15 protein-coding genes are annotated in these 23495 nt (G+C 43.7%); 8 read left to right on the top strand and 7 right to left on the bottom strand.

From position 1 onward, the window contains the following. Both AAFN85_RS05990 and AAFN85_RS05995 read left to right on the top strand, forming a co-directional pair. Positions 1–855, top strand: a complete 855-nt coding sequence (locus AAFN85_RS05990) for an ROK family protein (protein ID WP_347526115.1) — start codon at positions 1–3, stop codon at positions 853–855. Positions 856–868: 13 nt separating this feature from the next. After that, the gene (locus tag AAFN85_RS05995; RefSeq protein ID WP_347526116.1) at positions 869–3529 is read left to right on the top strand and encodes a glycoside hydrolase family 2 protein; all 2661 of its coding nucleotides are present in this window, start codon (positions 869–871) and stop codon (positions 3527–3529) included. Between the two features lie 309 nt (positions 3530–3838). Here the strand turns inward: AAFN85_RS05995 and AAFN85_RS06000 are convergent, their stop codons facing one another. Further along, entirely contained in the window at positions 3839–4771 is a 933-nt protein-coding gene (locus AAFN85_RS06000; RefSeq protein WP_347526117.1) for an AraC family transcriptional regulator, read from the bottom strand. 152 nt (positions 4772–4923) lie between these two features. Between AAFN85_RS06000 and AAFN85_RS06005 the strand changes: the two genes are divergently transcribed. Both AAFN85_RS06005 and AAFN85_RS06010 read left to right on the top strand, forming a co-directional pair. Beyond that, complete coding sequence (locus AAFN85_RS06005) at positions 4924–6426, top strand: aldehyde dehydrogenase family protein (RefSeq protein ID WP_347526118.1); 1503 nt, start codon at positions 4924–4926, stop codon at positions 6424–6426. Positions 6427–6574: 148 nt separating this feature from the next. Beyond that, positions 6575–6949: a DUF779 domain-containing protein gene (locus tag AAFN85_RS06010; RefSeq protein WP_347526119.1), complete on the top strand. Its 375-nt coding sequence runs from the start codon at positions 6575–6577 to the stop codon at positions 6947–6949. Between the two features lie 162 nt (positions 6950–7111). Here AAFN85_RS06010 and AAFN85_RS06015 read toward each other — a convergent pair whose 3' ends face one another. Beyond that, positions 7112–8344 carry an alpha/beta hydrolase-fold protein gene (locus AAFN85_RS06015; protein WP_347526121.1) on the bottom strand — a complete coding sequence of 411 codons (1233 nt, stop codon included), beginning with the start codon at positions 8342–8344 and terminating at the stop codon, positions 7112–7114. Between the two features lie 159 nt (positions 8345–8503). On the opposite strand from AAFN85_RS06015, the gene AAFN85_RS06020 reads away from it, so the two are divergent. Then, positions 8504–9235 carry a hypothetical protein gene (locus AAFN85_RS06020; protein ID WP_347526122.1) on the top strand — a complete coding sequence of 244 codons (732 nt, stop codon included), beginning with the start codon at positions 8504–8506 and terminating at the stop codon, positions 9233–9235. 99 nt (positions 9236–9334) lie between these two features. Next, the gene (locus AAFN85_RS06025) at positions 9335–10876 is read left to right on the top strand and encodes an MFS transporter (protein ID WP_347526123.1); all 1542 of its coding nucleotides are present in this window, start codon (positions 9335–9337) and stop codon (positions 10874–10876) included. A 1-nt stretch (position 10877) separates the two neighbouring features. Here the strand turns inward: AAFN85_RS06025 and AAFN85_RS06030 are convergent, their stop codons facing one another. The 5 genes from AAFN85_RS06030 to AAFN85_RS06050 all read right to left on the bottom strand — a co-directional run bounded on the left by AAFN85_RS06030 (position 10878) and on the right by AAFN85_RS06050 (position 18917). Then, positions 10878–11216 carry a TfoX/Sxy family protein gene (locus tag AAFN85_RS06030; protein ID WP_347526124.1) on the bottom strand — a complete coding sequence of 113 codons (339 nt, stop codon included), beginning with the start codon at positions 11214–11216 and terminating at the stop codon, positions 10878–10880. Positions 11217–11409: 193 nt separating this feature from the next. Continuing rightward, on the bottom strand, positions 11410–13575 hold the full coding sequence (locus AAFN85_RS06035; RefSeq protein ID WP_347526125.1) for a glycoside hydrolase family 3 N-terminal domain-containing protein: 2166 nt from the start codon (positions 13573–13575) through the stop codon (positions 11410–11412). A 23-nt stretch (positions 13576–13598) separates the two neighbouring features. Next, positions 13599–16919 (bottom strand): SusC/RagA family TonB-linked outer membrane protein, encoded by a 3321-nt coding sequence (locus AAFN85_RS06040; protein ID WP_347526126.1) that lies wholly within the window; start codon positions 16917–16919, stop codon positions 13599–13601. Between the two features lie 200 nt (positions 16920–17119). Next, the gene (locus tag AAFN85_RS06045; protein WP_347526127.1) at positions 17120–18220 is read right to left on the bottom strand and encodes a FecR family protein; all 1101 of its coding nucleotides are present in this window, start codon (positions 18218–18220) and stop codon (positions 17120–17122) included. 52 nt (positions 18221–18272) lie between these two features. Then, complete coding sequence (locus AAFN85_RS06050; RefSeq protein WP_347526128.1) at positions 18273–18917, bottom strand: RNA polymerase sigma-70 factor; 645 nt, start codon at positions 18915–18917, stop codon at positions 18273–18275. A 181-nt stretch (positions 18918–19098) separates the two neighbouring features. Here AAFN85_RS06050 and AAFN85_RS06055 point away from each other — a divergent pair, with 181 nt between their 5' ends. Both AAFN85_RS06055 and AAFN85_RS06060 read left to right on the top strand, forming a co-directional pair. Beyond that, a complete protein-coding gene (locus AAFN85_RS06055; protein WP_347526129.1) occupies positions 19099–20538 on the top strand; it encodes an alpha-L-fucosidase in 1440 nt (479 codons plus the stop codon). Between the two features lie 278 nt (positions 20539–20816). Then, positions 20817–23489: a glycoside hydrolase family 2 TIM barrel-domain containing protein gene (locus AAFN85_RS06060; RefSeq protein WP_347526131.1), complete on the top strand. Its 2673-nt coding sequence runs from the start codon at positions 20817–20819 to the stop codon at positions 23487–23489. Positions 23490–23495: the final 6 nt, after the last annotated feature.

The raw sequence follows: 23495 nt of genomic DNA on the forward strand, positions 1-23495 counted from the left end.
ATGAGCAATTTAAAAGTTATAGGGATTGATTTAGGGGCTACCAATATCCGCGGAGCGATAGTTGAAAATAACACGATCGGCAACATCGTATCGCAACGAATTAAAAGCGATGGCAGTGTTGAAGATGTACTGAATGATATTTATACCGTAGTGGATGCACTGCTGCAAAATGATATAGCCAGCGCTATAGGCATAGGTGTACCCAGCGTGGTTGACGTTGCCGAAGGTATTGTTTACGATGTGCAATACATCCCATCGTGGAAGGAGGTACACCTGAAAAAACTGATGCAGGAACGTTACAATATCCCGGTTTATGTAAATAACGATGCTAATTGCTTTGCCGTGGGCGAATTATATTTTGGCAAGGGAAAGGAAGTAGATAGTATGGTTGGCGTAACCCTTGGCACAGGGTTAGGTACAGGCATCATCACCCAAGGTAAATTATACGCGGGTTACAACTGTGGTGCGGGCGAGATAGGCCTGTTCCCTTATATCGATAATATATTAGAGTACTATTGCAGCGGTTCATTCTTTAATAATGTTTACGGCTTGGATGGTGTACAGGTATTTAAAGATGCCCAGGCTGGCGATGCCCGTGCGCTTGAGTTATATGCCGAATTAGGTACCCACGTAGGCAACGCCATTAAAATGGTAATGTACGCCTACGATCCTGAACTGATCATCCTTGGCGGATCAGTAAGTCATGCCTTTGATTATTTTAAAGATACCATGTGGCAGGTGGTAAAAACCTTCGCCTATACCAAAACCCTCGAGCGGATAAAAATTGAAATTTCCGAACTGCAAAACAGCGGCATCATTGGCGCGGCAGCTTTGTATTACGATAACCAGAAATAAACCTACATCTACCATGAAAAAAACATTACTGCTATCTGCAATAGCTTTGTTCAGCGCCGGTGCTTTTGCACAGGGGCGACAGGAAAACTTTAACCTTTTATTGAAAGACGACTGGCAAATGCAGTCGGTAGTTACAGCGCCGGCTCCTGCCGCTGAGATCTCCAAAGAAAAATTTGATACGCAGGGTTGGTACAAAGTAAGCGTACCTTCAACCATTTTAGCGGGTTTGCTTGCAAACCATGTATATAACTTCGACCCGTTTATGGGCAAAAACCTTGAAAAACTGGCCGACCCTAAACTGGATAAACCATGGTGGTTTAGGCGCGAGTTTACTTTGCCCGCTTCCGAAAACGGTAAGAATGTGATCCTTCGCGTTCACGGTATCAACTACAAGGCAAACATTTGGTTCAACGGTGTTAAAATAGCCGATTCGACCAAGGTGAAAGGCCCGTACCGAATGATAGACCTCGACCTTACGAAAAACATCAATTATAACGGCACCAATACGCTGGCTATTGAAGTGCTAAGGCCATTTACGCCAAACAAAAGCAATGGCGACCTCGCTATTGACTATGCCGATTGGATCCCATACCCGCAGGATTATAACGGCGGGATCATCAATAACGTAGAGGTGAAAACCTATAACAAAGTAGGCGTAAAATTCCCGCTGGTTACTACCGATTTTGATCTGCCTTCGCTGACGGTAGCCCACTTAACGGTAGATGCACAGGTAACCAACTATACCAATAAACCCCAGGACGCGGTGATTAAGGGAAAAATCAATGAAGATATTTTCTTCGAGAAAAAAGTACACCTGTTGGCTAACGAATCGAAAAATGTAAACTTTTCGCCTGTTGAATTTAAACAGCTCAATGTTAAAGATCCGGCTATTTGGTGGCCCTGGCAGTATGGCAAACCGAACCTGAACAGGATAGAGGTTTCGGCTTTGGTTGATAAAAAGCTGAGTAATTCGGTGAGTGAGAATTTTGGGATCAGGCAGTTTACATCTAAAATAATTGATGATAACCAGTCGCGGGAGTTTATTGTGAATGGTAAGCCGATTATGCTGAGGGGCGCGGCCTGGTCGCCGGATATTTTTCAGCGACGTTCGGCTGAAAGGCAGGAGCAGGAAATCAAGTTGGTGCGCGATATGAACATGAACATTGTGCGCTCGGAAGGTAAAATGGAGGATGATAACTTTTATGACCTCTGCGATAAATATGGCCTGATGGTAATGAACGGCTGGATGTGCTGCGGCACCTGGCAACACCCCGAAAAATGGGATGCGGCCGAGCGTAAAGTTGCTATGTCGTCAGATAGTAGTGTAATGTACTGGCTGCGCAACAAAGCCAGTCTGTTTGTATGGCTTAACGGCAGCGATATGCCGCCAACCGATACCTCGGTTGAAAGCGATTACCTGAAAATTGAAAAGCAGCTGAAATGGCCAAATCCATTGCTGGCTACCGCTAACGAAGGTAAATCGAAAGTATCGGGATACAGCGGCGTTAAAATGGCTGGTCCATACGAGTGGGTGCCGCCTATCTATTGGGAAACCGACGCCACCAAAAAGTTTGGCGGTACTTATAGTTTCGCTACCGAGATCTCGCCGGGGCCTTCGATCCCGCCTTATGAGAGCCTGATTAAGTTCATTCCTAAAGATTCGTTAAATGTAACCTCAGCCGATTGGAACTACCATTGCGGTACAGGGTCATTCGGTACAACAAAAGTATTTACCAAAGCTCTTTACGGCCGTTATGGCGAAACTGCATCTATCAAAAACTATGTAGCCAAAGCACAAGCCCAAAACTACGAAGCCCACCGCGCTATGATGGAGGCTTATGGTTTAAACAAATATCAAACTGCAACCGGGGTAGTACAATGGATGCTCAGCAACCCATGGCCGGGTATCATTTGGCATACTTATGATTATTACCTGTACCCTGCAGGAACTTACTTCGGTATGAAAAAAGCCATGGAGCCATTGCACGTGTTGTACTCTTACAAAACTAATGAGGTAGCGGTGATCAACTCGTACCTGAAAAATTTTATCGGTTTAAAGGTTAAGGCTGATGTTTATAATCTGGATGGCTCAAATAAATTTAGCAAAACGGTAACTGCCGACATTGGTGCTGATGCCTCAAAAAGACTATTCGCGCTGCCTGCCATTACCGGTTTATCAGATACTTATTTATTACGCCTCGAATTAAGCGATAAAACCGGCGAAACCAAAAGTATCAACTGGTACTGGCTCTCCAAAAAAGGGGATGAGCTAAACTGGAAAAAATCGAATTGGTACACTACGCCGCAATCTGCCTATGCATATTACTCGGCATTGCAATCTTTACCTAAAACAAAACTTACCGTTAGCCAAACCAGCAAAGCTGAAGGAGATAGTACTTCTTATATGGTTACAGTGAAAAATACAGGTAGCGCCGTAGCCTTTTTTGTGCATTTGCGCACGTTGAAGGGGCAGGAGGGCGATGATATTTTACCGGTTATTTTTAGCGATAACTACATCTCATTGGCACCGGGAGAAAGCAGGGTTGTTAAATGTACTTATGCTAATAAAAATACCGACAATGCCAAGCCGTATTTGCTAACGTCGGCTTGGAATTTGGATGTTGCCGCAAGTAGTGGTGATGGTGGGTTTGAGGATGGATTGCCGAGGCAATAAGGGGGTAAAAAAGCGAAGGCCTGTGCGATTCCCCTCTTGAGAGGGGTGGAGGGTTGTGTTCTATGCAAGCGATATTAGAACGCGGACGAACACACCCCTACAGCCGCACGTTCCGTCGCTCTCAAGAGGGGAACTTTCATCGCTGTCCGAAGTTTCCAACTTCGGACGACTATGCCTGGAGTTTGTAACTCCAGCATTATGGTAAAGAATTAATTTGTTGCTGTATGTTTGGAGTTACAAACTCCACACATACAGCATTCGAAGTCAGAGACTTCGAACAGCACTCTGCGTTTAGTTATAGCTCTTTTCTTAATTCAAACTCCCACTCCGCACCTTAGCTTTATAATAGCTCGGCGTTATCCCTTCAATCTTTTTAAAAGCCCGGCTAAAATAATTGAGGTTATTAAACCCCGCTTTAAAACAAGCTTCTGAAATACTATTATGCGGATTATTCATCAGCTGTTTGGCCAGCTGCAACCGCTCCTTAATAATATAATCAACCGGCGAGATCCCCAACTCATGCTTAAAGGCACGGAAAAAGCTGGCCTTGCTCATAAATGCCATCTGGCAGAGCGAATCAATATTAAGCTTCTCGCTCAAATGTACCCTGATGTATTCCAACACATAAGCAAAGCGGCTGCTGCTTGATAGCTCATGCAGGTTATCGTTGATCTCGTGCAGGTTTTGCATCTGCATAATGCGGATCAGTAGTTCTTTGAGCGTAAGGTTGGCCAGCACATCTTTTGTTAAAGCGTCGCCGGTGCTGATACGGATGAGCTTATTGATGAGTTGGGCAAGTTCGTAATTGTTAAAAAAGTGGAACTGGTTGTAGTTAAGCTGCCAGGCCCGGTTATCTTCCCGGGGGTAGTTCTCGTTTAAAAAATCGAGGGTGTTTGCTATTTCCTGGTGGTTGATGGCGAGGGCTGTGCACTGAGATGGCTGGTTAATAGTAGCCTCCGGGAAATCGATCTTCATGGTAATATTCGGCGGAACGATCACTGTTTCGCCGGGCAGGTAATCGAAGCCTGGTTTATCAAACAGGTGCATCACCTTTTTGCCGCGTAGCATGCTGGTAATTACCAGATCGCTGAAAGTTAGGGGCACCAGTTCGCTGCGCTGAAAAGTTTCAAAAACGTTTAGCTCACAGTGGTTCATGGTGTAAGCCTTGCGGTTTTCTACCATGGCATTCAGTTCTTTTCCGTGTGAGAGGCTTAGCGGAGATAACAGGGTTTTGTTATTCATAGCCGTTTATAATTTAAAGCAAATTAGGCATAGTAATGCTCATTAACAAGCCGCGGCAAAAAATGCGAACATTGTGCTACCATTTGATACAATAATGCAAATGCCCGTTAGGCAGGCGCTCTACCTTAGTATCACCAAAAAACATAAAAATTATGAGCGCTGTTTCTAAACCATCCTTTAAGGATAAGTACGACAATTTTATTGGCGGCAAATTTGTTCCGCCGGTTAAAGGCGAATATTTTGATAACATTTCGCCAATAGATGGTAAGGTATTCACCAAAGCCGCCCGATCTACCAAAGAAGATGTTGAACTGGCTTTAGATGCCGCGCATGCAGCCTTCCCGGCCTGGAGCAAGACTTCGGCTGTGCAAAGGGCATCGTTACTAAATAAAATAGCGGATATCATCGAAACCAACCTCGAAGCTTTAGCTGTAGTAGAATGTATTGACAACGGCAAAGCCATCCGAGAATGCCGGGCTGCCGATTTACCGCTGGTGATAGATCACTTCCGTTATTTTGCAGGCGTGATCCGTGCCGAAGAAGGCAGCATTTCTGAGCATGATGAAAACACAGTTTGTATTGTATTGAACGAGCCGCTTGGCGTTGTAGGCCAGATCATCCCCTGGAATTTCCCGCTATTAATGGCTACCTGGAAAATTGCCCCTGCATTAGCTGCCGGTAATTGCTGTGTGGTGAAACCTGCCGAGCAAACCCCTACATCCATTATGGTACTGATGGAGTTGATCCAGGATGTGTTACCTGCGGGTGTGTTGAATATTGTTACTGGCTTTGGTCCTGAGGCAGGTAAACCATTGGCTTCATCACCAAGGGTAGCCAAAGTATCTTTCACCGGTGAAACTACTACCGGCAGGTTGATTATGCAGTACGCGTCAGAAAACCTGATCCCGGTTACTATGGAGTTGGGTGGTAAATCACCAAATATCTTCCTCGAATCGGTTGGCGATGCTGATGATGAGTTTTTTGATAAGGCGGTAGAGGGCGCGGTGTTATTTGCATTGAACCAAGGCGAGGTTTGTACCTGCCCATCAAGGATTTTAGTGCACGAAAATATCTACGATAAGTTTATTGCAAGGGTGATCGAGCGTACCAATGCCATTATTATGGGCAGTCCGCTGGATGGTACAACCATGATGGGTGCGCAGGCCTCGAACGATCAATATGAAAAAATTCAATCATACCTTAAAATTGGTAAGGAAGAAGGTGCTGAAGTGCTTTGCGGTGGCGATGTGAAAAAGCTGGATGGAGAACTGGAAGGTGGCTACTACATTCAGCCAACTTTGTTTAAAGGCAATAATAAAATGCGCATTTTCCAGGAAGAGATCTTCGGTCCGGTTGCCTGTGTAACCACCTTTAAAACTACCGAAGAAGCTATCGCCATAGCAAACGATACCCTTTACGGCTTAGGCGCCGGCGTTTGGACACGCGACGCGCATGAGCTTTACCAGGTGCCACGCGCTATACTGGCCGGACGTGTTTGGGTTAATAATTACCACGCTTACCCAGCCCATGCGCCATTTGGTGGTTACAAAAAATCGGGCTTCGGCAGGGAGAATCATAAAATGATGTTGGCGCATTACCGTCAAACTAAAAATATGCTGATTTCTTATAATAAGAATAAACTGGGCTTCTTTTAGGAATTAGGCACCGCCTCTATTCCCCATTTCATTGCGAGGTACGAAGCAATCGCACGGAAGCCGAGGAGCTATACAGGTTCGCTCTGTAAAGTTCGCGATTGCTTCGTACCTCGCAATGACGTGGTTATTAATCGCTAATATTTAAAAAATGGTAAAAAGAGTAACCATAACACCCGAAGCATCAAACCTGATCAGCGATCTCAAATCCCGCTTTGGCGAACTGATGTTTCACCAAAGCGGGGGCTGTTGCGATGGCTCATCGCCTATGTGTTTTGAAAAGGGCGATTTTAAACTCGGTGGCAGTGATGTGAAAATAGGAGAGGTAGATGGCTGCGAGTTTTGGATGAGCAAAGATCAGTTTGAATACTGGCAGCATACGCAGCTACAGTTAGATATCACCAAAGGCAGAGGCTCAAGTTTTTCTATCGAGATCCCTACCGGGTATAGGTTTATGATCCACTCGAGATTGTTTAATGATGAAGAGATGAAGGATTTAGAACCGGTCAGTTTTATTGAAGATTGACGTTGTAGAGCCAGACTTACGAAGTTTTCGAAACTTCGTAAGTCTTTGATGAAGGTGGCTTTTAACCACCATTGCGGGGTACGGAGCGATACCAGTATATTCAGGCCGGAACTTGTTGCCTGGTAATGCTTTCGTCACCCGCAATGGTGTTTTTATGTTGACCTATTTCGCTGCCTGCAACTGATCCAGTTTATCCAATATCTCTTTGGTGTATTTAATCGATAAGGCTTTCTTGAATAACTTTTCGGCATTGGCCTTATCACCTTGGGCTAAATAGCAATCGCCCATACTATCATAAACATTGAAGTTTTTAGGATAGTTATCAATATTTACCTGGAAAAACATGGCGGCTTTTTCATAATCTTTTTGCTGCAAAAAAGCATAGCCGATGCCGTTCATTTCCGGTTCGGATGCGCGGACATTGTAGCCCATTTCTGCCGAAAGCGCTTTATAATGCGCTTCAATCATTTGCCTTAGTTGTGTTGCGCTGTATTGCTTATCAAAATACTGATTATAGGGCTGATTGCGCGGGAAACGGTTGTTTTTGAAAATAAACCGTAGGGCATCATATTCCGCATTGAGCGGTACTGAATTGTGGTCATCATCCGGATAATACTTTTTAGCCCACAACAGGTTGTTGTTTTTGTTTGCGGTGAGATAATCGCTCAATTTCATAATAGCCCGAATGTGGTGCGATATTTCTGCGGTATCTTTCCGCACCTCAGCTGTATCCATGCCCTCATTCATGGTGTTAGCGAAACCTAAAAATAGTTTCCTTCCCTTAAAATCTTTCTGTTTCAGAAGGGCAGGCGTTTGCTTAAGCAGGTTTTCGTTATCGTAAAACATACTCGGATCAATAGCTATGTAGGCGCTGAAAGCCTGCGTATGTTTTAACTGCATGTTGATCACGGTTAGGCCTCCCAACGAATGACCTATCAATGTACGATACGGCGCGGTTGGGTAATGTTGATCAATATAGGGGATAAGTTCGGTTTGCATAAAGGCAGCGAAGTTTTCGCCTCCGCCCGAGCTTTTATCCATGGCACTTTTGGTAGGTGTAAGGTCGCGTGTACGATGCCCGCGGGTGTTCAATATCCCAACGATGATCATTTGGGGAAAAACGGTATTGCCTGCTGTTGCGCTCAATTCTTTCACCATGGTAACCAGCGACATGAAATGATCGTCGGCATCTAAAACGTACAAAACCGGGAACTCCGGTTTTGAAAAGTAAGTGGTATCGTAGCCGGGTGTATAAACCCAGATCGGTCGGTTTTCTTTTAATATGTTGGAGAATATGGTATCAACCCTGCCTAAAACTATAGGCTGTGGTGCTGGCTGTGCCCTAAGCAGGTAGGCAATGGTAAGATGAACAAGTATCAGGATCAGCTTTTTCATATGGTTATTGATTTTTGATCAATGATAGCCATAGCAAGCCCGCCAGTAAATAAAGTGGGACGAATACGCCCGTTAATGGGATGGAAGATGCAGGTGTAAGACAGCGCTGAGCCTTTGGTTCTTATATCGAATACGCAGAACTTAAAAACATGTTAGGCTATGTTTGCGTTTATCATAGATTACTATGGAGAGGATACTGTGCTGAACACTTACAATACCGCGCGTAAAAATAACCATCTAACAAAATTCGAAACCATCATATTCGCACTGATGGCCGTGTTAACCCTGGTTGCCATAACGCTTTTTTACGCTGATAAAACTTATTTTGAAATGCTTTATAGTGCCAATGGCGGGTTTATTGGCTACGTAACGGTGTTACTGCTCATCGCTATTTTTGGGTTGTCGGTTGTTTATGTAATACGACTGGCCCGGTATAGAAGCATCCAGTTTTGCGTAGTTTTTATTTTGGCAGGGATAGTAAGCTTACTGCTTGCCGCCCAGGCCCTGGCGGGATTGCCGGATGTTTTGCACGCTTCAACACATAACCTTTTCAAGGCAAATACCGCTGCTTTGCATACAATGGCCAAAAGTGTTGTTAAAATTAACCAGGCAGGTAAAATTGCTATAACCTGGGTTTTTATAGCCGCCGGTACTTTTTATGTTTTGATACTTCCGTTTGTGTATCGCGGTAATTTTAAGGCCAAACGTTTTATAGATAAAATTGGTTTACCCGTTCCGCACCGCAACCATATTATTGCTTTAGTTACGGTGGCAGTTTTAGCTGTACTGTTCTCAGCTGTTTGTGAATCGGCAGTTTTGAGTTTGGATCTCACTGCCATCTCATTACTCATCTTGTTCTGCCCGGAAAATATCGGCGTTTTCAGGCGATAGTCATTTTGCGGGAGTAACCATATTTATTTAGGAGATAGACTAAGTAATCCGATCAATTACTTGCAACTTTGTTTAAACCTCCCCGCTAAATCTATAATTATGGCTACAGTTTCATTGAGCAGTCCGGCCGGTAAATGGATCATGGTTTCGGCGATATTGGCTTCGGCAATGGCTTTTATTGATGGTACTGCACTTAACGTGGTGTTGCCCGCCCTGCAGCAAAGCCTCAATGCCAAAGGTGCTGATCTGTTCTGGATCCTGAATGCTTATCTGCTGATGCTGGCTTCGCTGATCTTGATAGGTGGTTCGCTGGGTGATAAGCTTGGCCGGAAGAAAGTATTTATGTGGGGGATCTTCATTTTTATTACCGGTTCGGCACTTTGTGGTTTATCACCGGGCGTGTTTTATCTCATCATTTTCAGGATTATTCAGGGTGTTGGTGGCGCGCTGATGATCCCCGGCAGCCTTTCGCTTATCTCATCATCTATCGATGTAAAAGAACGGGGGAAGGCTATAGGTACCTGGTCGGCAATTACTACGGTGGTAACTATGGGCGGCCCGGTGTTGGGAGGGGCTTTGGCCGATGCAGGTTTGTGGCGTTATATTTTTTTTATCAATGTGCCGATAGGAATAATAGCCCTGCTTATTTTGTGGTGCAAAGTTGCCGAAAGTAGGGACGAAAGCACCGATAAGGCTATTGATTTTCCGGGAGCTATCTCCATAGCTTTAGGATTAGCCTTGCTTACATTCGGATTTTTAAGGATGCCTGCCGTTGGTTTTAATAACTGGCAGGCTTACGGATCACTTGCAGCAGGAGTGCTACTGCTTGCTATGTTTATCTATATTGAAAAAACAAGCAAGCACCCCATGATGCCGCTTAGCCTTTTTAGCAATAAAACCTTTACGGGTATTAACCTGCTAACCTTTTTTCTGTATGCAGGCTTAGGCGGAGGGATGTTGTTCATGTCGTTAAACATGGTGCAGGTGCAAGGCTATAGCCAGCTGCAATCCGGACTTACATTTTTGCCTTTTACCGTTTTGATGATCTCGATAGCCCGTTATGCGGGTGCTATAGCTGATAAAAAAGGTCCGCGTCTATTATTGATCATCGGCCCTGGCTTGGCCGGAGTCGGGTTATTGATGCTCTCTTTTATTAAACAAACAGCCGGACCGTCGGATTATTGGTCGAGCTTCTTACCCGGTGTACTGGTTTTCGGTTTCGGGATGTCGTTAACGGTAGCTCCCCTTACGGCTACGGTAATGGGTTCGGTAAGCGATCATTTTTCGGGCACTGCATCTGGTATTAATAATGCAATGACACGTATCTCCAACGTTTTTGCCAATGCTATTTTTGGTGCGTTGGCAGTACTCTTTTTTTCGGGAGCGATGCAGGGCAATCTGGATAAAATCGCCCTCAACCTAAAAGATAAAAAAGCTGTGATGGAACAGGCTGCCAATTTAGGAAACGCCAAAGTGCCTAAGGGGATAGATGTCTCTAACAGCAAAATGATCGAAACAGCTTACCATAATAGTTTTATTTCGGCTTATGGTAATATCATGCGAATCTGCGCGGGCTTAGGTTTTATGGGCGCTTTAATGTCCGTTATTTTTATCCGGAACAGCGCGGTTAAAAAAGAATAGATTATTTCTTTTTAGATGCTTTAGCCAAAGGGTTAAAGGCAAGGCATAGCGCTATCCAATAGTTAAGTTCTTTGGTGGTTTCTACCTCCATCTCATCTACATAAACAAAATCTTTCATTACACGGCCATTGTTGATCATCTGTGTGCAGTTGCCTTTCTCCAATTCGATATGTGCCTGCTGTTCGCCAATGCGGCAAAGCAAGCTATCTTTACTTATACACACGCACATTTTATTATCAACCAAAAAGCATACGCCCTGAAACATCTTCTTCTCTTCGATGATAGGCTCATCCATTAATGCTTCGCGTACGCGGTTGGCTAATTGTTCGTTGTAGGGCATATGCTGTATTAGATGATATTTAGCTGCAAAATTATTGAAATCAGACGGGTAAACATTTGAAAACTAAAAGAAAACGTCATTGCGAGGTACGAAGCAATCGCGAACTGTACAGGGCGGACCTGCCTATCGGGGATTGCTTCGTGTCTCGCAATGACGTCTTTTAGAGTTTTATTATAATAATTTAAACAGCTTATTAATTAGCTACCTTAAAATCAGCAACCAACTTCTCATCTGCCGAGCTGCTGCCAAGCACCAGCTTGTAATTGCCTGGGTACAGCTTCCATTTATGCGTAGCTAAATCCCATTTCTGTAAATCTTGAACTGGGATTTTCAAGATAACCGAACCTTCTTTATCCTGCTCAACATTTACACGTTTAAAGCTTTTTAGTTCTTTAACCGGCATCCTATCTATAGCCGGGTATTTGATGTAGGCTTGTACAACCTCATCGCCAGTAAATTTACCGGTGTTTTTTACGTTTACTTTTACGGTTAAAGTATCCGCTTTTTTGTAGGTTGATTTCAACTTGCCGTCAAGGTTATAGGCAAATGTTGTATAACTTAAGCCAAAGCCAAACGGATATTGCACCGGGCCATCGTAGTAACGGTAGGTGCGTCCTTTCATGTTATAGTCGCTATAATCAGGCAGGTTGCTCATATCTTTATAAAAAGTAAGTGGCAGGTGGCCCGAGGGCGATATATTACCAAAAACAATATCTGCCAAAGCGTTACCGCCCTGCTCGCCGGGATACCAGGCAAAAATAATGGCATCAGCGTATGGCTCAATAGCTGATACATCAACATCGCTACCCGCGGTGATCACTGCAACAACAGGTTTGTTTTTTACGCTTTTGCGTAGTTCTTTCATAAATGCTATCTCGCTGGCCGGTAAGCTTAAGGTTTTTTTATCGCCCCCGCTTTCAGATAAAAACGCGTCGCCTGCTTCTCCTTCCAAAACCGGGGAAAGGCCCAATACAGCGATAGTAGCATCAGCATTACCCGCTGCCCAGGTGCCACCAAAGTGGGTGGTGTCTTTATAATCACAACCCAAATCGTATTCTACACGGGTCGCTTTATCAACCGCGCCGGTAATGCCTTCAACAAAGTTGATCACCTTGCTGCTGGTACCGTGGTAGTTGGCAATCATGGCATCAAGCGAGGCCGCGTTTGGCCCAACTACCATAATGCTGGAATAGCTGCTTTTTTTAAACGGCAATACATTGTTGTTGTTTTTTAGCAATACCATGCTTTGCTGTGCTATTTTGCGGGCCAGCGCCAGGTGTGCGTCGTTGTGAACGCTATCAGCACCGTAGCCATGGTACGGGTTAACTGCGGCATCGTCATAAAAACCTAATTTAAACTCGGTACGCAATAATGCGCCAAGGGCCTGGTCAACTTCTTTTTCGGTCAATAAACCTTTTTTGATGGCTTCAAGGCCATCTCTTTGCAATACGGTTGAGCAGTCAAGGTCAACACCCGCTTTCAAGGCTGCCGCTGCTACTTCTACGCCAGATGGTAGTACCTTGTGTTGTAAATAAACATTATCCAAAGCGCCGCAATCTGTAACAACGTGTCCTTTAAAACCCCATTCTTTGCGCAGGATATCGGTTAATAATACTTTATTGATAGAGTTAGGTACGCCGTTAATAGCATTATAAGCGCTCATTACCGATTCAACTTTGTTTTGCACCAACTCATGAAAAGCGTACAAATAAGTTTCGCGCAGGTCCTTTTCATCAACTTTGGCGTTGAACTTATCGCGGGTGGCCTCGGGACCGCTGTGTACCGCGAAGTGTTTGGCGGTTGCCGATGTTTTCAGATATTTAGGATCATCGCCCTGTAAACCTTTAACAAATGCCGAACCCATACGACCGGTCAGGAATGGATCTTCTCCGTAAGTTTCCTGTCCACGGCCCCAGCGCGGATCGCGGAAGATATTGATATTAGGCGTCCAAAAAGTAAGGCCCATATATTGCAGGTGCCTATCCTGTGCAATTGCTAAGTTGTATTTAGCGCGGGCTTCAGTTGATATTACTGTTGATACCTGTTTAAGCAGATCTTCATTAAAAGTAGCCGCCATACCAATAGCCTGCGGAAATATGGTAGCCTCACCCGCGCGGGCCACACCATGTAAAGCCTCGTTCCACCAATTGTATGCCGGGATGCCTAAACGCGGTACTGCTTTGCTTTGATAACCTAATAATGAGATCTTTTCTTCGAGGGTTAATTTTGATAAAAGATCCTTTGTGCGCAATTCAATCGATTGCGAAGCGTCTTTGTAAATAGGAGCCTGGGCTTTTACGGTAGAAAAATTTAGCGATATGGCCATGATAGCCAAATAGCGTAGGGGTTTGTGTTTCATGGTGCGAGCCATTTTAGATTGATTTATTTTTTGAGTTTAAAGTTAATATTTATTCCGTAAGTATGGGTAGGCGGGAGGCTTGCACCTTCAATACCGGCATATTTCAGATCGGGCGAAAAGCCCGATTCCGGGTCGATATTGTCTGATCGTTTCATGATGGTCCACAAGTTACGGCCTACCAGCGAGAAGGTAATGTTTTCAAAAGGTGTATGGTTTAAAAAGCCTTTCGCGAAAGTATAACCAAAAGTAACCTGACGCAGTTTGATAAACCTGCCATCCAAAACATTCAACGCCGAAACGTTTTGAGCAAGTGTTTGGTAATAGTTTTGAGCCGAAACAGCTACGGTATTTTTATCGCCGTTAGCGTTTACGCCATCGCCAACTACGCCGCCCTCGCGCCCTATCAGTGTTAGCTTGTTAAAGCCCCTGTAAATGCTGTTGTAATTTGTAGCCGATAGGATCTTGTTGCCAAAACGGTAATCAACCAGAAATGAAAAATTGAAATTATCGAACGTGAAAGTGTTGTTCAAACCGCCATAAATATTAGGGACAGCGCTGCCCATCGGCACACGCGGACCGGCCTGCGGTAACCCGTTGCTATCAAAAATTACCTGCCCTTTATCATTGCGCAAATAATCGTTGGCCATAATTTGCGGGCCTGGTAAACCTTTTACCAGAGCTGTGGTAGCATTAAGCGGGCGATAGGTTCCAAAAGCGATATTTGCCGATAGGGGAGTGCCATCTGTTTGCAGTATCTTATTCTGCACAAAAGTGAAGTTAAATGATGGCGACCATACAAAATTGCGCGTTTTAACCGGCGTGCCGCTTAACTCAACCTCTATACCATTGTTTTGTGTTGAGCCAGATGGGATATACCTGCGGGCAAAACCGCTTGAAACATCAAGATCGCCCCGGATGATCTCATTTTTGGTACGGCGATGAAAATAAGCCACATCAACGCCAAGCCGTCCGTTTAAAAATTTAAGTTCGGTACCAATTTCCATTTCGGTAAGGGTATAGGGCTTAAGGAACAGGTTGCTCAGGCTATCGCTAAAGCCGCCTATTGATACACCGTTTATTGAGTTGGCAGTAGTATAGTACTGGGTGGTTACGTAAGCATCGGTAGGCTCGCCGCTGGTTTGGGCGTATGACAACCTGAGTTTACCAAAATCAAGCAGCGGGATATGCACAAGATCAGAAAACAGGATACTGGCCGATACCGAGGGGGTGAAAATACTCCGGTTATCGCTCGGCAAGGTCGAATACACATCATACCTGCCGGTAGTTGATAATGTAAGGAAGCTTTTAAACGAAAAATCTACCGAGTAGTAGGCCGACTGTGTTTCTGTACTTTTATAGGCATAAGTGCTGTTTTTAATGCTCACATTACTATAGCTGTAAAAATAGGGAAGGATAAAGGGGCCACCGAAAAGCCGGGTGTACTCGTATGTGTTTTTACGCAGATTGGCCCCGGCCGAGATGTCGAAATTTAACACTTTGGGAATCAGGTCATGCTTCGCACCAAATAATAGGTCGGCATTTAGTTCGGAACGTTGTGTATTTGATTGCTCATCGAGACTACCTAAGCCGCCTGCGTAATAGGCTGTTCCGGTGGGCGTTACTGTTTTTCGTTTATCGTAAAGTATATCATCGCCCAGGCGTATCTGCGAGTACATCCAACTGGTAAAATTGTATTTTGCTGTTAATGAGGATATCAGCCTGCTGCGGTTTACATCATTAATGAATTTGTTTACCGTGAAGTAAGGGTTTGTAGTGAAGGCGTCACTGTTCCAACGTATTTCGCTGCCATCTGCCGAATAGCCGGGCGATAGCAACGACTGGTCTTCATTAGCTGCCAAATACTGTATGTTGTTTACATTAAAGGGCCCGTCGCTAAGGTTGGGTTTTAAGTTAGATGTTTCGTTAATGTAATTGGCTATAACGTTGATGTTCAACTTGTCGGTTACATTTTGATTAGCCGATAGGTTGAAAGTTTTCCGGTTAAGATCACTGTTACGAACAATGGAACCATTGCTTAGGTTTGATATCGATAATCTGAAACTACCATTATCATTCCCCGCGCTAAATGCCGCCGTATTGGTAAAAGTATAACCTTGCCTGTAAAAATTATTGATGTTATTTTTTACCGCCGAGTAAGGATAGTAATACCCATCAAATTGAATGGTTGGTTTACCGTCCAGTTTTTCGCCCCAACCATAATTGCCCGATGATAATGCACTGGTCACAGTAGTTGGCCTTAAGCCATATAAACCCTGGCCATAGGTGTTTTGATAATCAAATGTATTGATGGCTTTATCAGCCTGGTAGTTAGTATTAAACTCAACACCAAAAGGCGAGTTTTTTTTGCCCGTTTTAGTTGTTATTAAAATTACCCCGTTAGCCGCCCGCGCGCCGTAAAGGGCTGAAGCCGCCTGGCCTTTTAATACGGTCATGCTTTCAACATCATCGGGGTTTATGTTGCTGATACCGTCGCCAAAATCTGCACCGCCCCACTCGTTGGCCGATCCGCGTTGGGTATTATCCATCGGCACACCGTTAATAATAAACAGGGGCGCGCTGGCACCAAAGCTGGTAACGCCGCGCAATAAGATCCTGGCCGAAGATGCCGGTCCGCCATTTACACCGCTGATACTTAGCCCTGCAACGCGGCCCTCTAAGGAGTACGCCACGTTGGTTTCCCTTGCCTTATCAAGCACTTCGCCGCTGATAGTGGTTACAGAATAGCCCAATTTTTTATCTTCTTTATTAATGCCGAGCGCGGTAACTACCACTTCGTTCAAAACATTGCTTACCGTAAGCGGAATGGTTATGGTGGTATTACCGTTAAGTTTTACATCTTTGGTTACATATCCTACAAAACTCACCACGAGGGTTGATTGGGACGGAACCTCGAGCGAGAAGGAGCCGTTAACATCGGTAGGTGAACCCGATGATGATCCTTTAACTTTCACCGTTGCACCGGGAAGCGGCTGCCCCTGTTCATCAACCACACGGCCGGTTACTTTAATAACGCTAACAATCTCATCCACCGGGGCTATTACTATCAGGTGATTGGCAAGTTCGGTATAAGCAAAGCCCGAGTTGGCCAACAGAATATCAAGCACTTTGGTAACTTCTTCGCCGGTAACATTAACGTCTGTTTTATTTAAAACGGGGATCTTTCTTTCGCTATAAACAAAGTGATAAATGCTTTGATGTTCAATGGCGGCAATTACCTTTTTAAAGTCGGCCGATTTTAAATTAACGGTTACGCGGGTTTGAGAATATACAGTTAATATAGCCAGTAAATTGAAAAACAATAATAACGTAAACCGTATTTTCATTTATTATGATAACCTAAAACCTGCAGTCAGCAACCGGTTGGGATGCCTAAATTTACATAAATTTTATAATTAGCACAGGCCATTAGTATAAAATGGTCAAATTGACACATTGTAATTGATGGGCTATAATATCAATTTGAGATTTAATTTTTTAATATAGATGATAAAATGCCGGTGCGATTTGTTGTAATCAGCAGAAACTAATAGATAGAGATTGTTGAGTTTTTGATCTTGTAATGAAAGCTTTCTGTTAACCGCAAAGCATCAAGTGCCTGTGTAATAGTTTCCTTTTCGTACGTGCCCGTAAAATGATAGTTTTTCATGCTATCAGTTTTAAACTGGATGTTAACACCATACCAGCGCTCCATGCGGTTAGCAAGGTCGGCAAAACTCTCATCCCTGAAAATAAGTTTATTTTGTGTCCATGAGGTTTCCAACACAGCGTTATCATCGGCATGCAAACGGGTAAAGCTGGTTAATACATACTGGGTACCACTATCTGCGCTGGCGGCGGGGGCAAGTTTATCAGCTCTTTTTTGGACTGTTGCGAACGAGCCTTTTTTTACGATCAGCTTTTCGCTCGGTTTTAAAATGATCCTGTCGGATGGGCGGTCGTCTAATGTTACCTCAATAGCGCCCCTGATCAAAGTTGTTTCGCTCGACGGATCGTTTGGATATGATTTTACGTTGAATGCTGTACCCAAAACCTTGATGTTCATTTTTTCGGTATGGATAATGAACGGGTGCTCATGATCTTTATGTACATCAAAAAAAGCTTCGCCACTTAAATAAACCTCGCGGGTTTTGCCGGTAAAGTTGGTAGGGTAACGTAACGAACTTTTTGAATTTAGTGTGATGCGCGTACCATCTGCTAAAACTATGGATGATTTTTCGCGCACAAAAGTATTTTTATTTTGCCAGGCACTTGGAGTAAGTGAGGCTGATAGGTTAGATGGAGTACTTAGCCTGGTAAAAAAAAAGTAAGAAAAACCGGTAACTAAAATAACAGCGGCTGCAACTCTCCATAAATAATAAGAAGTACTGCGTTTAATGGGCCTGATCTCCGCTTCAACAGGTGCTGAAGCTTCGTGTGATTTTATTTTAGATTTGATTTTTTGAAAAGCAAGGGCATTATCGGCGTATTCGGTATCGCTATTTTTCCAATAGGCCGAAAGCGCTTCAAATTGCATTTGATAGTTGGCATCATTAGCTAAGCAATGCTGAAGTTCTGCATCCTCGTCAGAGCTGATCTCATTTGACAGTTTTTTACCTGCCAGCTCTATAAATCTATCATTGCCCATCTTTAAATTTTATCCCGTTTTTTTGGTAGGACAACTTTTTTAGGTTAATTACCTACAAGGATAAAAAAAATAATTGCAAAATGATAATTGTTGATCCTAAAATGTTGAGAATATTGGTTTTAGGGGTAAATTCCTGGTGGTTGTTGTAATGTGTCAAAACGACACTAAGCTTTTTAATGGCCCTGAATAATTGGGTTTGTACAGTACGTGGCGAAATGTTCAAAATTTCGGCTACTTCTTTGTACTTCATGCCATCCTCTTTTATCAGCCTGAAAACAATGCGGCACTGCTGCGGCAGGCCCGAAATGGCCTGATCCATCCTGAACATTAGTTCTTTGTTTTCAATTTCCTTTTGAGGGTTGTAGGTATTTACAAATTCAACCGAATTGGTTTCTTCAATTTCTACCAGGTGGATAGTGGAGTATTTTTTAATGTGGTTTAGCGATTGGTTTTTTACCGCTACAAAAAGATAGGTTTCGGGGTTTTGGATCTCTGTAAGGTTTTTGCGGTTAAGCCAACACTTTACAAATACATCTGATACTATCTCTTCGGCTATTTCCTTTTGATGTACATATAGTACACAAAATTTAATAAGCGAGTTGTTTAACAAATGGAAAAACAGCTCGAAAGCGTTCTCATCGTCATTACAACAAATGAGTTTCCATAACTTTAGCGTATCAACTTTTCTGTCTCTCAAACCAAAGATTGTTTAATTAATCAACTAAATTTAAACTTAATGATGGTGTAACAATTATAACACATTAAAATTAAAAAATGAAATTTTGAGAGATAAGTTGCCATCTTTTTTAAAATTTTTTAAAAAGTGTGTAGGCAATACACCATATAAAATTGTCAATAAATTATAAAATAATAGCTTGATGAAACGATTATTTACAATATTTCTGTTGGTTTCCGGGTGCTTTGCAACATACGCGCAACAGCACAATATGTCAAAGCAATATGTGCCTCCCGGCGATCCTGCTGTTGAGCAAAAAATTGCCAACTGGCAGGATTTGAAGTTCGGTTTGTTTATGCACTGGGGAACCTACAGCCAATGGGGCGTAGTAGAAAGCTGGAGCATTTGTCCCGAAGACGAAGGCTGGACACAACGCCGCGGCCCTTATGGCGATACCTATAATGGATACAAGGCCGCCTATGAAAATTTGCAGACTACCTTTAACCCCACCAAATTTAACCCGGAGAAATGGGTAAAGGCCGCTAAAGATGCCGGGATGAAATACGTGATCTTCACCACCAAGCACCACGATGGTTTCAGCATGTTTGATACCAAACAAACAGATTATAAAATAACCAGCCGCAAAACGCCATTTTCAAGCAATCCGCGTAGCAACGTAACTAAAGAGATCTTCAATGCCTTCCGTAAAGACAACTTTATGATAGGCGCTTACTTTTCAAAGCCCGATTGGCATAACGAAAACTACTGGTGGCCGTACTTTCCTCCTAAAGACCGTAATGTAAACTATGATCCGGCTAAATACCCGGAACGCTGGCAAAAATTTAAAGATTTTACTTTTAACCAGATCAGCGAGTTGATGAGCGATTATGGTAAAGTTGATATTTTATGGTTAGATGGGGGATGGGTTCGCCCTAAAAGCAGTATCGATACTACAATCGATTGGCAGCGCGGGATTAAGTTTAACCAGGATATTGATATGGCCAAGATAGCCGACATGGGCAGGGAAAAACAACCGGGCCTGATTGTGGTTGACCGTACCGTAGCAGGCAAATACGAAAACTACACTACACCCGAGCAGGAAGTGCCGACTGTACCACTCGATCATCCCTGGGAGAGCTGTATAACCATGGGTAACTCATGGAGCTATGTGCCCGGCGATCATTATAAATCGGTACAGCAAATTGTACAGCTATTGGTAAAAATTGTATCGCGCGGTGGTAACCTTTTAATGAATATTGGCCCCGGCCCTGATGGCGATTGGGATCCTGTAGCTTATCAGCGGTTAGAAGGCATTAGCCATTGGATAAAAATTAACGGCGAAGGCATTTACGCCACGCAATCTGTAGCACCATATTCAACAGATAATATATACTATACCAAAGCCAAAAACAGCAACACCATTTACGCCTTTGCCCTAAGCGATAAGGAATCTGTAGTTTTACCTTCAACAGTATCGGTAAAATTGAAGGATATTAAAAAGGTAAAGAAAGTAACCTTGCTTGGCAGTACCCAAAGCCTGAAATGGAAACAAGTAGCCGATGGTATTGACATCAGCATTCCGGCAAAATTGCAGCAAGCCAGCGGACTTAGTGAGGCAGCTGGGTTTAAGATAGTTTATTAAACACAAACATAAAACCACTATGTCATTTCGACGAACAGGATAGGGCAGAGAAGAGGGTGAGGAGAAATCTTATACGCGCGATAAGCGAACCAAGCAAGCTGCGATGGCAAGGCGTACAGGATTTCTCCTCGCACCCATAACACAAAACCAGCCCGCTCGTCGAAATGACAAGTTGTTGAGTTAGTTTATCTAACAAAATACCACATAATATCGCCAATATGTTACAGCTAAAATGTTTTGGCAGTTTTTAATTTTGATCATTCATCCAATCCAAATAAATGACAACAACCCACCAGGCAGGGAAATCTGCATTGTTTAAATTTTCATTAGTGTTATCTATCCTTGGTTCAGGCGTTTACCAAAACGCGATGGCCCAAACCAGTTATGAGCTTAACAGCGGCTGGAAAACTACTTCGATGAATAGTGTTAAGGATAATGGAACAGCCATATCGCAGTCTAATTATGATCTGGCTGCATGGAACCCCGCAGTTGTTCCCGGAACTGTGCTTACTACGCAAGTTGCTAATAAGCAAGTGCCCGATCCGTTTTATGGGATGAACAATGAGAAAATCCCTGATATATATAAGGTAGGTAGGGACTATTATACTTATTGGTTTGCTAAAGATTTTAAAGAGGCTGCGCCAATCGGCAGCAACCAAACATATCTCAACTTCCGCGGCGTTAACTATAGCTGCGACGTTTTCCTGAACGGGCACAAACTTAATAGCAAGCTGCACAAAGGCATGTTTTTACGCCAAAGCTATAACATTACCAAATGGCTTAACAAAAACGGCAATAACCGTTTAGCTGTTATCGTTTACCCGCCCGACGTGGTAGGTAATCCTAACGGCGGCCAGGGTGGTGATGGTACCATAGCCCGTGGTGTAGGCATTCAATACACTGCAGGTTGGGACTGGATCCAACCCATTCGCGACCGTAATACAGGTATCTGGGATAAAGTAACTATCGAGCACACCGGTGCAGTATTAATTAAAGATCCGCATGTGGTTACGCTGGTTCCGGGCGTTCGTAAACCTGAGGGTGCGCAGGCTCCGGCTATTGTGCAGGTATCTACCGAATTAGAGAACGCTACCGGTGCTCCTGTTAGCGGAACTTTACAATATAATTTGGATGGTAAACTGGTATCGCAAGCGGTTACCCTGAAAGCCAATTCAAAACAGGAAATTAAACTGGCCGATTACAGTTTAAAAAATCCAAAGCTTTGGTGGCCAAGCGGCTACGGTCCACAAAACTTGTATAAGCTTAATTTACAGTTTGTAGCAGGTGGCAAAGTATCCGATCAAAAAGCTATCGAAGTTGGTGTCCGTCAGATCACTACCGAGTGGAACGCTAAAACTGAAAGTCGCCAGGTTAATGTAAATGGTCAAAAGATCTTTATCAAAGGCGGTAACTGGATCATTTCCGATCAGATGCTGCGCTTTAGTGATGCCCGTTACGATGCCGAAGTTCGTTTCCACAGGGATATGAACCTGAACCTGATCCGCGTTTGGGGTGGTGCTTTGATAGAGCGTCCTGAGTTTTACGAAGCTTGCGATAAATACGGTATGCTGGTATTCCAGGATATGTGGGGATCTGGCGATTGTAATGGCCGCTGGACAGACCCAATGAAACCGGACGACCAATGGACACGCCGCAAATACCCGGACGATCATGATCTGTATTTAAAATCAGTAGCCGACCAGGTGAAACTGGTGCGTAACTTTCCGTCGCTGGCCATTTGGTGCGGTGGCAACGAGATCACCCCGCCCGAAGATATTTTTGAGGCTCTACGCGATACTATTATGCCAAAGCTGGATAATACCCGCTGGTTTATCCCATACTCAAACTCCGAAGAAATGTCGCGCAATGTACAGGGCGGCAACGGCGATGGCCCTTACGGGATCCAGCCGCTTACAACTTTCTGGGATTATAAAACTTATCCTTTCAATTCGGAAGTTGGTTCGGTTGGCGTAAGTGATTACGAATCATTAAAACGCTTTATTCCTGCCGAAAATATGGTATTGCCTAAGTTTGATGCCTCAACCGGAAAAACTGAAATGGATCCTGTTTGGGATTATCATAAATACATCGGCTATGATGGTTTTATTGACAAATACGGCAAAGCTAAAAATGTAGAAGACTTCGCGACTAAAGCACAGTTAGTAAACTACGATCAATACCGTGCCCTGATGGAGGGTTTCAGCTCGCACATGTGGGATTGGTACACCGGCACCATCATCTGGAAAACCCAAAACCCATGGACAGCCATGCGCGGCCAGATGTACGATTATTACCTCGACCCGAACGCCTGTTTATACGGCTTACACAACGGTAGCGAACCATTGCACATCATGTACAACCAAACCGATGGTATGGTGATGGTAGCCAACAACACTTTCAAAACCCACAGCAATATGCTGCTGGTTGCCAAAACTTATGACATGAATGGCAAGGAAACAGTGCTGACCAAGGTTTTTGCTGATGTAACACCAAGCACCACCAAACGCTACTTATCGTTAAAAAGCGTGATTGAGAAAGAAGCAAAAGATAAAGGTTTGTTCCTGTGCCTGCAATTGCTAAAATCAGATAGCGAAGTACTGAGCGAAAATATTTACTGGTTGCCAGATGCTGAAGGTAATTTCTCTGGCTTACAAAAAATGCCAAAAGGCGATCTGATCGCTACGGCTAAATATATTAAAGGAGGTAAAGTAGAGGTTACGCTGAGCAACCCAGGTACCGTACCACTGGCATTCTTTAACCGTTTATCGTTAGTTAATGCCGATACTAAACAACGTATTCTACCGGCATTTTACAGTGATAACTATGTAACTGTATTGCCCGGCCAAACCAAAAAAGTTGTTATCGATCACAATCCGGGAGCTGATAAAAATCTTGCCGTAACAATAGGCGGATGGAACGTGGCCGAAAGAACGATCTCTATCGACAAATAATAAGAG

Source organism: Mucilaginibacter sp. CAU 1740 (assembly GCF_039839285.1).
Lineage (GTDB): Bacteria > Bacteroidota > Bacteroidia > Sphingobacteriales > Sphingobacteriaceae > Mucilaginibacter.

What these genes read in the sequence shown, in the direction of transcription:
- AAFN85_RS06060 (WP_347526131.1), top strand. Translation starts at nt 20,817, where the DNA reads ATGACAACAACCCACCAGGCAGGGAAATCTGCATTGTTTAAATTTTCA.
- AAFN85_RS06025 (WP_347526123.1), top strand. Translation starts at nt 9,335, where the DNA reads ATGGCTACAGTTTCATTGAGCAGTCCGGCCGGTAAATGGATCATGGTT.
- AAFN85_RS06040 (WP_347526126.1), bottom strand. Translation starts at nt 16,919, where the DNA reads ATGAAAATACGGTTTACGTTATTATTGTTTTTCAATTTACTGGCTATA.
- AAFN85_RS05995 (WP_347526116.1), top strand. Translation starts at nt 869, where the DNA reads ATGAAAAAAACATTACTGCTATCTGCAATAGCTTTGTTCAGCGCCGGT.
- AAFN85_RS06030 (WP_347526124.1), bottom strand. Translation starts at nt 11,216, where the DNA reads ATGCCCTACAACGAACAATTAGCCAACCGCGTACGCGAAGCATTAATG.
- AAFN85_RS05990 (WP_347526115.1), top strand. Translation starts at nt 1, where the DNA reads ATGAGCAATTTAAAAGTTATAGGGATTGATTTAGGGGCTACCAATATC.
- AAFN85_RS06020 (WP_347526122.1), top strand. Translation starts at nt 8,504, where the DNA reads ATGTTTGCGTTTATCATAGATTACTATGGAGAGGATACTGTGCTGAAC.
- AAFN85_RS06045 (WP_347526127.1), bottom strand. Translation starts at nt 18,220, where the DNA reads ATGGGCAATGATAGATTTATAGAGCTGGCAGGTAAAAAACTGTCAAAT.
- AAFN85_RS06015 (WP_347526121.1), bottom strand. Translation starts at nt 8,344, where the DNA reads ATGAAAAAGCTGATCCTGATACTTGTTCATCTTACCATTGCCTACCTG.
- AAFN85_RS06035 (WP_347526125.1), bottom strand. Translation starts at nt 13,575, where the DNA reads ATGAAACACAAACCCCTACGCTATTTGGCTATCATGGCCATATCGCTA.
- AAFN85_RS06010 (WP_347526119.1), top strand. Translation starts at nt 6,575, where the DNA reads ATGGTAAAAAGAGTAACCATAACACCCGAAGCATCAAACCTGATCAGC.
- AAFN85_RS06005 (WP_347526118.1), top strand. Translation starts at nt 4,924, where the DNA reads ATGAGCGCTGTTTCTAAACCATCCTTTAAGGATAAGTACGACAATTTT.
- AAFN85_RS06055 (WP_347526129.1), top strand. Translation starts at nt 19,099, where the DNA reads ATGAAACGATTATTTACAATATTTCTGTTGGTTTCCGGGTGCTTTGCA.
- AAFN85_RS06000 (WP_347526117.1), bottom strand. Translation starts at nt 4,771, where the DNA reads ATGAATAACAAAACCCTGTTATCTCCGCTAAGCCTCTCACACGGAAAA.